The sequence below is a fragment of the Gordonia sp. NPDC062954 genome (genome assembly GCF_044543825.1).
GTDB classification, from domain to species: domain Bacteria; phylum Actinomycetota; class Actinomycetes; order Mycobacteriales; family Mycobacteriaceae; genus Gordonia; species Gordonia tangerina.
Window position 1 is genome coordinate 1 of record NZ_JBITWL010000050.1, and the last position, 11538, is coordinate 11538.

General features: G+C 66.3%; 8 protein-coding genes and 1 pseudogene. 4 read left to right on the forward strand and 5 right to left on the reverse strand.

All coding sequences use genetic code 11. From position 1 onward, the window contains the following. Window positions 1-84: 84 nt before the first annotated feature. Window positions 85-249 (forward strand): annotated as a pseudogene (locus ACIGKQ_RS24795) (carboxylate--amine ligase); the annotation flags it as partial. A 39-nt stretch (window positions 250-288) separates the two neighbouring features. On the opposite strand, the gene ACIGKQ_RS24800 reads toward ACIGKQ_RS24795, so the two are convergent. After that, window positions 289-1698 (reverse strand): amidohydrolase family protein, encoded by a 1410-nt coding sequence (locus ACIGKQ_RS24800; RefSeq protein ID WP_235721858.1) that lies wholly within the window; start codon window positions 1696-1698, stop codon window positions 289-291. Window positions 1699-1803: 105 nt separating this feature from the next. Next, window positions 1804-1989 carry a hypothetical protein gene (locus ACIGKQ_RS24805; RefSeq protein WP_235721859.1) on the reverse strand — a complete coding sequence of 62 codons (186 nt, stop codon included), beginning with the start codon at window positions 1987-1989 and terminating at the stop codon, window positions 1804-1806. Window positions 1990-2019: 30 nt separating this feature from the next. Between ACIGKQ_RS24805 and ACIGKQ_RS24810 the strand changes: the two genes are divergently transcribed. Then, entirely contained in the window at window positions 2020-2670 is a 651-nt protein-coding gene (locus ACIGKQ_RS24810) for a GAP family protein (protein WP_235721860.1), read from the forward strand. Between the two features lie 104 nt (window positions 2671-2774). Here the strand turns inward: ACIGKQ_RS24810 and ACIGKQ_RS24815 are convergent, their stop codons facing one another. The 3 genes from ACIGKQ_RS24815 to ACIGKQ_RS24825 all read right to left on the reverse strand — a co-directional run bounded on the left by ACIGKQ_RS24815 (window position 2775) and on the right by ACIGKQ_RS24825 (window position 8036). Next, entirely contained in the window at window positions 2775-4694 is a 1920-nt protein-coding gene (locus ACIGKQ_RS24815) for an HNH endonuclease signature motif containing protein (RefSeq protein WP_235721861.1), read from the reverse strand. Window positions 4695-5017: 323 nt separating this feature from the next. Next, window positions 5018-6916: an alkyl/aryl-sulfatase gene (locus ACIGKQ_RS24820; RefSeq protein WP_235721862.1), complete on the reverse strand. Its 1899-nt coding sequence runs from the start codon at window positions 6914-6916 to the stop codon at window positions 5018-5020. A 121-nt stretch (window positions 6917-7037) separates the two neighbouring features. Further along, the gene (locus ACIGKQ_RS24825) at window positions 7038-8036 is read right to left on the reverse strand and encodes a DUF389 domain-containing protein (protein WP_235721863.1); all 999 of its coding nucleotides are present in this window, start codon (window positions 8034-8036) and stop codon (window positions 7038-7040) included. A gap of 181 nt (window positions 8037-8217) precedes the next feature. Between ACIGKQ_RS24825 and ACIGKQ_RS24830 the strand changes: the two genes are divergently transcribed. Both ACIGKQ_RS24830 and ACIGKQ_RS24835 read left to right on the forward strand, forming a co-directional pair. After that, window positions 8218-9807, forward strand: a complete 1590-nt coding sequence (locus ACIGKQ_RS24830; protein WP_235721864.1) for an MFS transporter — start codon at window positions 8218-8220, stop codon at window positions 9805-9807. Between the two features lie 319 nt (window positions 9808-10126). Further along, window positions 10127-11389 carry an ABC transporter substrate-binding protein gene (locus ACIGKQ_RS24835; protein ID WP_235721865.1) on the forward strand — a complete coding sequence of 421 codons (1263 nt, stop codon included), beginning with the start codon at window positions 10127-10129 and terminating at the stop codon, window positions 11387-11389. Window positions 11390-11538: the final 149 nt, after the last annotated feature.

Below are 11538 nucleotides of genomic sequence, written 5' to 3' on the forward strand. Positions count from 1 at the left end.
CGCGCGAATCATCATCGAGAACCAACGCCGAAGTGGGCATACGGCAATTCTTCCACCCGAACGCCTGTAAGCGAATTAACGACGCGCAACACTAGCGATGTGATCGGTTCGCCCGGCGACAACCGTCCCGCCGTGCTACTACCGGTCGCTTACCTCGGAATCCTGCGCAGCTGCCTGAAGTATCGCGTCGGTCTCGCCGAGGGTTTCATGCACGATCACGAGTGGGACGGCCTCCGCATCTCCGAGTGACTCCTGCTCCCTGCGTAGAGGACCGTCGCGAAGGGCGCCTCACGCTGTGGTCGACACCTGCACCCGTCGACCACGCACATACACCTCGGCGATGGCCGGCTCCCGCAGACCCATCAGCAGCGCGAACAACGTCTGGTCGCGCGCGGTGCGGTCGTCGTCGGCGCGAATCCCTTGCGTCAGAATCGCTTCCAGTGGTGGCCAACGATCGGGTTCGATGACGAGGAAGTCCGCTTCCTTGCCGTCGTCGAAGTTCCCGAAGCGGTCCTCCATATCGAGCGCGCGGGCACCGGCGAGGGTGCCGGTGAACAACATCTCGGCCGGGTGGATCGCCACACCGGCATCGCCGGGCTCGCTCAGATGCACCTTGAAGGCGTCGGACAGCACCCGGGAGATCAACCATTCGTCGCCGGCGCCAACGTCGCTGCCGGCCGCGACCGTGATCCCGGCGGCGAGCGTACGCTGCCACGGCATGGTTCCGGAGCCCAGGAACAGTTGGGACACCGGGCAATGCGCGATCGACGTGCCGGTCTCGGCCATCCGGGCGAGTTCGGTGTCGGTGCAGTGCACCGCGTGCGCCATGATCGTGCGCCGACCCAGCAGGCCGGCACCGCCGACGCGGCTGCCCGGAAGGAACCGGCCGTCGTAGGTGTCGAGGTAGGACTCGACCCCGAAGAGTTTTCTGACGGTGTCGATCTCGCCGTCGCCGGGCCGGTTGTTCTCGTTGAGGTGGGTGTGCACGTAGACCCCGCGGTCGCGGACGTCGGCGTAGAGCTCGCCCAGGTTGGCCAGGGTCTCGGTGGTCACCGACAGGGCGAACCGGGGCACGATGGCTGAGTGCAGCAGTGCGGTGTCAGGAGCGCCGGTGTCCGCTGCGTGCCACTTCTCGATCTCGGCTGCGGTGAGCTCGATGGCTTCGCGCTCGGAGGTGAGCAGCGGCTCGGCCGACGGGCCGCCCACCGTTTGGATACCCCGCCCGCTGACCAGTCGCAGCCCCGCACGTCGGGTCTCGGTGAACAGGGCGTCCTGAGCGTGCGGAAAGGCGGAGCCGAACACCATCGCGGCGGTGGTACCGACCGCGACCCGACGGGCGCAGAAGTCGCGAGCGATCCGGGTGGCGAAGTCCGGATCGGCCAGCCGGGCCTCGGCCGGGAAGATGCACGAGTCGAGCCACTCCAGCAGTTGTCCGCCACCGTAGGCGTCGACCGAATAGGTCTGCGGAAAGTGGATGTGGGTGTCGACGAAACCGGGGATGAGGTAGGCGTCGCCGTGGTCGCGGATCGTCTCGGTGGCGTCGGCCGGTCGGGCATCGCGCGGCCCGCAATAGGTGATGATTCCGTCGTCATCGACGACCAGTGCGCCGTCGGGGAACCAGACCAGCGCGTCGTCGGCGGCGGATGCCCGGGGACGTCCGGCGATATGGAAGATCTGGCCGAGGTGGGTGATGCTCACCCGGCAACGAAAGCACAGGATCGGCTGTTCGGCCGGATGAGCGTGAGGGCTCGTGCAGGTAAGATTCGCTACACCGCGGCCAGACGGATCGCCGGTGACGCCACCTCAGGGGGTATTCATGAAGCGCAGGATGAGCACGGCCTTGGGGGTCACCGCGGCGGTGTTGGGCCTTGGTCTGCTGTGTGCTCCGGCAGCGAGCGCCGCCACCGTCGAGCCACACCAGGCTGCCAGTCCCTTCGGTTCGGCGAGTATCTGTGTCACCATTCCGATCGGGCCGGCGACAGTGAACATCTGCGTCTGACACCGGACGGAGAGCATCGGATGGGATCTGTGATCGGCGAGTTGGTGCCGCTCGCGGTCGGCGTGGCGATCTCTCCCATCCCGATCATCGGTGTCATCGCGATGATGCTCGGACAGCACGCGCGCACCACCAGTGTCGGCTTCGTGCTGGGTTGGCTGGTCGGGATCGTGGCGGCCACGACGATCTTCCTGGTCGTCGGTGGGGCGCTCGATGAAAGATCATCGTCGAGCGGATGGGTGAAACTCGTCCTCGGGGTCATCCTGCTGCTGTACGGGTTTCGGACCTGGCGCAGCCGCGACGCCGAGAGCTCGCAGCCGCGGTGGATGTCTGCGATCGACAAGATGCGCGCTCCGGCGGCCACCGGTCTCGGAGTGGCGCTGGCGGCGGTCAACCCGAAGAACCTGGTGCTGTGTGCATCGGCGGGTGTCACGATTGGCTCCGCGTCACTGGCGTGGGGAGCCGATGCGGCGCTCGTGGCGATCTTCACGGTGCTGGCCGCGACGACGGTGGTGGTTCCCGTCGTCGCGTACCAGTTCGCCGCTGATCACCTGCGCGACCCGATGGACCGGCTCAAGGTGTGGTTGGAGGCCAACAATGCGACGGTCATGGGCGTGCTGATCCTGGTGATGGGTGCAGTGCTGATCGGCAAGGGGATCTCGGGACTCGGCTGATATTTGTGGCCCTGCGGGTTCTCGGGTTCAGGACCGTAAGGACGGTGGTTGTCACTGCTCAGGCGGACGCAGGGAAGACGACGCGGACAGTTTCGCGCCGCCGATCACCTGGGGTAGGTGACGATGGTCTGTCCGGTGCGGGCGTTGCGCCAGGTGATGGTGCGGTCGGTGTGCATGGTCGGTATCCACGGCCCGTCATGTTTGCGGTCGTGGTCGGGGCGGCACAGGGGTGCGAGGTTGAAGGCCACGGTCCAGCCGCCGGCCAACGGGTCGGCATGGCAGAACTTGTGTAGGTGGTCGAGTTCGCACTCTTCGGATGGTCGCCCGCAGTAGGGATAACGGCAGCGCCGGTCGAGTTGAATGATCTCCGCCCGCAATGCCGCTGACGGTTTATAGGTCAGTGCCCCCGGTGGTGGGGTGGCGAATCCGCCGTGCCCGGTGGGGTCGATCGGTGGGGCCGGTGTGCGGTTGCCGAAGATGATCAACCCGCTGGCGGTACGGGTTTCACTCGGTCGGGCGGTGATGGTGCTGGCGTGTGGTGCGATCCGAGCGGCATGGGCCGGATCAATCGCCCCGTAGCCCATCAGGCGGGCCGGGTCGAGACCGGTCGGGTCGCGCAGCAGGGTCAGGCCGGGGACGACGAGGTCGGAATCGGAATCGGTGTCGGAATCGGTGTGAGCATCGGCCACGGCGGCGTCGTGCTCGGCAGGTGGTGCGGTGATGAAGTCTCGTCGCGGTTCCGGGAAGGGCGCGACATGATCGGCTTCGGCGTGATCGCTTCCGGTGTCGGACTGTTCGCTCTCGCCCTCGATGTCACGGTCGGCGTCGATGTCGGCGAGGGTGATCGGCTGTTCTTCTGCCGCATCAGGCCCACCCATGGCGGGTTCGTCGGCGCTCTGGCCAGATGCGCTGGCGTCGTCAGCCGTGCTGGAGTCGACCGACGACTCGCGCACACTGTCGGTGACCGAACCCGGGGTGGTGGCGGGTGCCGGGTTGTTGGTGCGGGTCTGGCGGGCGGGGCAGGTGTCGTCGCCGCAGTGGCAGCGCAGCTTGGCGCCGGGGGCTTTGATGATTTCGGCGAACGCGGCGACGCGTTGGGCTTTGATGCTGCGCCCATCACGGCGACACACCCGTCGGCTGATCAAGGCGCTGATGCGGTCACGCAGGTGCACGCCGTGTTCGGCGGGGATGCAGGCGTCGACGGTCATGTGACCGAACGCTTCGGCACCGATCGTCACATCCCCGAACAGATCGGTGATGTCCTCGCGGGTCTCGGCGGCTCGATCGGGGTCGAGGCTGATGATGATGGCGTCGAGATCATCTCGCAGAGCGGTGTCGGTGGTGGGTCGGCTGGCCAGATCGAGCACCACATCATCGAAATCCCACGGCTCATCCTCGTCGGCGGGATTGTCGGTAACAGGATCGGGGTCGGTGTCGGCCGCAGCATCACCAGCCTCGTCGGAGCCGACGTCGTCAGTGCTGTCACCGTCGGTGTCGGGATCGAGGTCGGCTGCGGGGTCGTCGAGGTCGAGGGTGAGTTCCTCCTCGACATCCTTGCTCTCGGTGTCGGGTTTGTCGGTGGTTTCGGCGTTGCCGGCGAGTTCGCCCAGTCGTGCTCGCAGGTCGCCGGTGGGGCCGGTGGCGGCGCCGCGGATGGCCACACCCAGCCGGTGGGGCCTCAGGTCGCCGGCACGGAAGGCATCACGAATCTTGGGGTGCTCGTCGAGCAGTTCGTCAAGACCAACCCATTCGCTGGCTTGACGTCGCGAAATACCCAACTGCAGCGAGATTTCGCCTTTCGCGGCCTTATCGGCGGCATTGCGGATGCGGTTCGGAACGTAATCGTTGTAGCCGGTGATGCGCTCGTTGTAAGTGGATTGACCGATCTGACGGGCGATCTGCATCGCCAGAGCCTGGGCTTGATTACTCAACCGCAACAAATCGCGACCGTACTGCGCCAACTCATCGAGACTGCTCGAGGCCAGCAGAGCGTCGTCGGCAGCACGGTCGGTGAAAGTGAACACGAAACACTCCTTTCCGGCGGCAACAGCGAGATCGGGTTCGGGATCAGTTGGTGGGGAATCGAACTGCTATCAGACTATCGGGAGGGTCTGACAACTTTGGTGCGCTGCGGGACGGCTGGGGATGGACTTGATCGGTAGGTGTTGGGTTCAGGATAGCGGCGGGGTCCGACAACTCTTGGTGCGTGAGTGTGGTTGCGGTGGTGGGCTCTTCGTGACACGGCCTCGCAAGCTCGGTCGCTCCCCAGGGGGCAGGAGCAGCGCCCGTTCCTCGGGCACTCCTCGGCGGCAGGAATCAGGTGAACACGATCAATCTCGAATCTCGATCACGGGGTGACGATGGTGAAATCCGGGTCCGGCGCGTCGAGGTAGCCGACCAGTTCGCGGAACCTGTCGATGTCACCCTCCACGGTGGCCGACCGGACCTTGACCGCGTCGTCGAGGTCGACTCCACCGAGCAGTATCCCCATCAGCGTCGACTTGCTCAGCGTGAATGTCACATCAGTGGCGTCGGCGGAATCGAGGGGGACGTCGAAGTGCACGAGCAGACCGTTGCGCAGTTCGGTGCGATGGCGACGATCGAGGCCCGTCAGCACCCAGTCGACGACGATGTGGGCGTCCCAACACGCCGGGCCGTCAACGCGGAGACTCACCGCATCGAACAACTGGTCCACCGACATCGCGCCCGCGATGTCCGCCGACGCGGTGGTGGTGGGCGTGCCGACGGGGCCGTTGCGCAATTCGTGGGCACCCATGAGATAGAAATTGCGCCAGGTGCCGTTCTCCGCGCCGTAGCCGAGCTGCTCGAAGGTGTCGGCCTGCAACTGTTTCGCTTCGTCGTTGGTCGGGTCAGCGAAGATGACATAATTCAACACGGTTGCCGTCCAACGGAAGTCGCCGTCGTCGAACGTAGCGCGCGCCTTGGTGATGACCTCGTCCGCTCCGCCCATGAACTCCACATGACGGCGAGCCGACTCCTCGGGCGGATGCTCCCAGAGGTGCGCTGGGTTGCCGTCGAACCAGCCCATGTAGCGCTGATAGATGGCCTTCACGTTGTGACTCACCGAACCGTAATACCCGTGGGTGTGCCAGGCGTTCTCGAGTGCGGGCGGTAGCACGATGTCCTCGGCGATCTCCAACCCGGTTCTGCCCTGGTTCAACTGCCGCAGTGTCTGATCGTGCAGATAGCCGTACAGGTCTCGTTGCAGCGACAGGAATTCGGTGAGTTGCTCGGTGCCCCAGGTCGGCCAATGATGGGAGGCGAACAGCACATCGGATCGGGCGGCGAACATGGTGATGGCCTCGGTCAGGTACTTCGACCAGACGTGCGGATCGCGCACGAGGGCGCCGCGCAGCGTCAGGAGGTTGTGCAGGGTGTGGGTGGCGTTCTCCGCCATGCACAGTGCCCGCATCTGCGGGAAGTGGAAATTCATCTCCGCGGGCGCCTCGGTGCCCGGTGTCATCTGGAACTCGATGGTCACACCGTCGACGGTCTCGGTCTGCCCGGTGGTGGTGATGTTGAGCGTCGGCAGGATCAGGGTTGCCGTTCCGGTGGACGTCGATTGCCCGAGGCCGGCACCCACGGCGCCCTGCGGCCCACGCGGCAATGCGGCTCCGTACATGTACGCGGCGCGGCGTCCCATTGCCGTTCCGGCATAGACGTTTTCTGCGACCGCGTGCTCGACCATGCCGACCGGCGCGATGATCGCGCACTCCCCGGCATCGACGGCCTCCTGGCTGATCACACCCTTCACGCCGCCGAAATGGTCGATGTGCGAATGGGTGTAGATGACCGCCTTCACCGGACGTGCGCCCCGATGCTCCCGGTACAGTCGCAATCCCGCTGCGGCGGTCTCGGCCGAGATCAACGGATCGATGATGATCACGCCCTCGTCGCCCTCGATCACCGTCATATTCGACAGGTCGAGACCACGCAGCTGATAGATTCGATCGGCGACCTCGAAGAGTCCTTGTTGTGCCACCAGACCCGACTGACGCCACAGACTGGGATTGGCCGTGGGCGGGCAGTCCTCGGCAAGGAAGCCGAATTCGTCGCAATCCCAGGCCGTTGCACCGTCGGCCCGCGAGATCACGGCAGGGTCGAGCTTCGCGATGAGGCCGCGGGCCGCATCGTCGACATCATGCGTGTCGTCGAAGGGCAACGTCGCGTGCGCGTCCGAGTTCGCTGCCGCCACTGCTTGACTGGCTTCACGGGGACTCCCCACGGAGATCACCTCTTCTGTGTTGTCATCGACATACGGGTTCACACCGCGCCTGGTGTAGCTCGCATCTCTACCATCGCAGAGCAGACGCCACGTCGTCGGCAAAGTGGCCGACAGGTGAAGATCAGTCGGCCTGCGTCCGTCCCCCGACGGTGTGCACCACGACGACCTGCGGGTCCCACGGCACCAGGTCGTCGACGGTGTGCTGGAGGTCGTCCACCGGTGGCAGTTGCTGTGGCGCCAGCACGCTGATCGTCACCGCATTTCCGCTCCACGACACATCGGTCACTTCCGCGGTGTCGTATCCGGCGTCAGACAGCCACTGGTCGGTCGCAGTGGCAATCTGGCGGGACCAGAGCGACGACAAGGAGTTGGCGACCATCGGGATCGCCACCACGACGAGCGCGACGGTCAGCACCACATACGCGCGTACACGCGGCCGCTGCGGACCCGCGCCGGCCTGCACGGCGAGTTCGGCGGCCTCGCGACCGTATCGTCCGATGGTCAGGATGATCGTGGCAGTGATGATCATGGCGATCACATTCGACGCGAACAGCACGAACGCGCCCAGCGCCAACGACGGCGCTCCCGAACCGAGACAGACCCCGACCACCCCGAGCGGCGGCACCAACGAGATGGCGATGGCGACGCCGGGCAGGACGTCGCCGACGTCGCGCCGGGTGATTGCGATGGCGCCGACCAGGCCGGTCGCGATGGCCGCCAAGAGGTCCACCAGGGTGGGGGAGGTGCGCCCGAGGACCTGCGAATTGGCCAGCACGTTGGTCGGGTTGGGCAACAGCTGCGCCATGACCGCGCCCAATGCGGTCACCAGCACCACCCCGATGACGATGTAGCCGACACTCGACAAGATCAGTCGTCCACGCGCGGTCACGATCCCGAGCCCGACGCCCAGGATCGGGGTGGACAGCGGTGCGACGATCATCGCGCCGATGACGGTGGCGGTGCTGTCGGCGACCACGCCGGCAACCGCGATGATCCCCGAGAGCGTGAGCATGATCCAGAATGCGGACTGCTTCGAGAGTCGTTCGCCGACCGAAAAATCGAGCCGTTCGGCCAGCTCATCGAGGGTGCGGCGTTGGGAGTCGGGGATGAGTGTGAGCACCGTTGTGGCGCCTTTCTTCTCGACGACACCACCGGGCCTGGTGTGTCTTTCGTCGGTGATCTTAGGCCGCAATCGCCGACAGGCCCCATCAGGCGGCGGAATGTCGCCCGAACGTGACTCCGGCAGTTCGAATTCCCTGGCGTGCGCATCCTCGGCGCTCGGATCGTCGTACTCTTGACGCGTGACGGCGCCCGTATCGAAGCCCGACGACGACGGTGTCGCGCCCGCGCGCGCGGGCCGAGTCCTGACCGCGCTGATCCTCGTGGCGGGGGTCGCCAACATCAATCTCGCGGTCGCCAACGTCGCTTTGCCCGACATCGGCGAGGCACTCGACGCCAGCTCCACGCAACTGAACCTCATCGCGGTCGGCTATTCACTCGGGCTGGCCGCCTCGGTGCTCTACTTCGGTGCCCTCGGCGACAGGTACGGCCGCAAACGCATGCTCGTGTTCGGTATGTCGCTGTCGATCCCGGCCTCGCTGGTGGCCGGATTCGCGCCGTCGTTCGAGGTGTTGTTCGGGGCCCGGGTGGTGGGCGGTATCTCAGCGGGCCTGGCGTTTCCCACCACTCTGGCGGTGATCACCGCCCTGTGGTCGGGCGCTCGGCGCACCAAGGCGATCGCGGCCTGGTCGGCTCTGGGCGCGGCCATCTCGGCGTCCGGCCCGGTGCTGTCGGGGGGACTGCTCGAAGTGTTCAAGTGGAACGCGGTATTCCTCGTCACCCTTCCGTTGGCCGTGATCGCCCTGATCGGCGCCTGGTTCCTCGTTCCCTCCGACAGCGGAGACACCGCCGCCACCGTCGACAACCTCGGCGGTGTCCTGTCGATCGTGCTCGTGGGCGCGACGGTGCTCGCGCTCAACTTCGCCCCGTTGGGTGACAAGGGCACCGCGGTAGTGATCCTCACCGCCATCGCACTCGTCGCTGCGCTGGGCTTCGTGGTGCGCCAACTCCGAGTCCGGGTACCGCTGTTCGACCTGCGGATCGCGCGTCGCCGAACCTTCTGGGTGGCGGCCGTCGGCGGCATCATCATTTTCGGCACCTTGATGGGTGCGATGTTCATCGGGCAGCAGTTCCTGCAGAACGTGTTGGGCTACTCCACGCTGGAGGCGGGCGCGATGATCCTGCCCGCGGCTCTGGCGATGGTGGTGGTGGCCCCACAGTCGGCCAAGCTCGTCGAGGCCCTGGGCTCCCGGTTCACCCTCCTGCTCGGCTACGCGTTCATCGTCGCCGGGTTGGTGGTCGCCTACCTCACCTGGGACGAGGGTGCGTCGGTGTGGGTCGTCATTGCCGCCTACTTCTTGATCGGTGTCGGTGTGGGCTTCGCCGGCACGCCCGCATCGCACTCGTTGACCGGGTCGGTGCCCGTGCAGCGCGCCGGCATGGCATCGAGTATGTCCGACCTCCAGCGTGACCTCGGTGGCGCCATCATGCAGTCGCTGCTCGGGGCCATCCTCACCGCGGGCTACGCGAAGTCGCTGTCGGCCTCGATTGCCGCGTCGCCGCAAGCCGACGAGATCACCGCGCAGAGCGAGGCCGCGCTCACCAAATCCTTCTCCAGCGCCGAGGTATTGGCGTCACGCTACCCGCAATATGCCGACCAGATCATCGCCGCTGCGCGAAATGCCTTCGTGGACGGCGATACTCGTGCCTACGGGGCGGCGATTGCGGTGGTGGTGCTCGGTGCCCTGATCGTTCTGTTCGGCTACCCCGGGCACGCCCGCGAGCGCGAGGCGATGGCGCGCTACGCCGCACAGCAGCGCCTGACGGACTGACCGGCCGCACCGCTTCGGGACCTCCTCTGGGCAGTGTCCGAAATGTGACGATAAGCATTGTCGCGATCGCACAGATCCGCACTTTCTGGGTCACTTGTCCCATCACTACCTGCGGGGTCACACTCGCGCACAGTGAATTTCACTTCGTGAAACAGCTTGACACCGGTGTAAGGCAGACGCTACTTTCCGAGTGGCCCAGATCACATCAGGCGGATCGGGCCACCGAACCGCCGCCGGTGGTCCGGTGCTCAAATCTGGAACTCGAAGCCCTACCGGGTCGAACAGTCGTGCCCGGAACCGGCGGGAAAGGCATGTGAGTATGCGTAGGAGAACTGGCCGCGTCTTCGCGGCCGCCGTGGCAGCGGCGTGTGTATTCTCCGTTGTCTCGTGCAGCAGCGACGATGACAGCGGTTCCGGCAGCACCGGGGTGGCCGAGGGGAGCGGAACCGCGGCCGCCGGTGACCCGATCCGGGTCGGCCTGTTCAATCCCTCGCAGGGGCCCGGCACCCAACCGGGTGTGACCACCGGCAAGGACGCCGCCGTCGAGTACATCAACAACCAGATCGGTGGGATCAACGGTCGGCCCATCGAGGTCATCGACTGCGGGATCGACCAGACCGCGCCGGAGTCCACGATCTCGTGCGCGAACCAGTTCGTCCAAGCAGGTGTCGTCGCCGCGATCGACGGATACAACTCCGAATCCCAGGCAGCGATGCCGATTCTCACCTCGGCCGGCATCCCGATGGTCGGCCAGATCCCGTTCAACACGGCGACCGGCGCCGAGGCGGCCAACCGGGTGTACTTCGGCCCGCCCGCGGCCGCGTTCCTCGTCGGATTCATGCAGTCCCTGAAGGCGGCCGAGAAGGAGTCCCTGACCCTCGCGAATGCCGATCTGCCGCAGGCGCATCAGGTGTTCGACACCCTCATGGTGCCGCTGGGCCAGCAACTCCAGATCGACGTCAAGGGGGTGTACTACCCGCCGGCCGGACCCAACTACACCGCGCTGGCCACCACTCTCGCCGACGGTGACCCCGCGGCTGCCGGCCTGATGACGTCGGCGAACGAGAACAACTGCACCAAGCTGTCGCAGTCGCTGCGGTCGGTCGGCTACCAGGGCACTATGTTCATGGCTGCGTGCACCGAGTTCATCGACACCATGGGTGCCCAGGCCGTGGGCGCGCAAACGTACTCGCCGATCTGGCAGCCGCCGGCGCTCGAGTCGGCGCCTGAAGAGGTCAAGGAGAACGTGCAGATCTCTGAGCAGTACGTCGACGAGGCCGGAGGCAGCGGCGGCTTCTACGCCTACGGGATGTTCGCAACGCTCGTTGACTTCGTGAACGGACTGAACACGGCCGGCGTCACCGACTTCACCGGGCCGGGCGTGCTGGCCGGGCTGAAGGGGCTCACCGACTTCCAGAGCTTCGCCGGTCCGACCCTCACCTGCGGCAAGGAGACGACCCCGAACTGCACCACCGAGATGCTGCTGTTCGAGGTCACCGGTGACAACAAGACCGAACCGGTCGGCGGTGGCTACATCACGCCGAACCCGGAGGTCCTCAAGATGATCCCGGGCGCCATCTGAGTCCTCTCACACCGGGTCGGGGGGGGGGGGGGGGGCCCCCCCCCCCCCCCCCCCGGCGGGGGGGGGGGGGGGGGGCCGCCCGCCGCACACCAAAGAGGGGGGCCCCAAGACCCCGCGCGCCCCAGCCGCGGGCGGGGCCCCCCCGCGCC

What these genes read in the sequence shown, in the direction of transcription:
- ACIGKQ_RS24835 (WP_235721865.1), top strand. Translation starts at nt 10,127, where the DNA reads ATGCGTAGGAGAACTGGCCGCGTCTTCGCGGCCGCCGTGGCAGCGGCG.
- ACIGKQ_RS24810 (WP_235721860.1), top strand. Translation starts at nt 2,020, where the DNA reads ATGGGATCTGTGATCGGCGAGTTGGTGCCGCTCGCGGTCGGCGTGGCG.
- ACIGKQ_RS24805 (WP_235721859.1), bottom strand. Translation starts at nt 1,989, where the DNA reads ATGTTCACTGTCGCCGGCCCGATCGGAATGGTGACACAGATACTCGCC.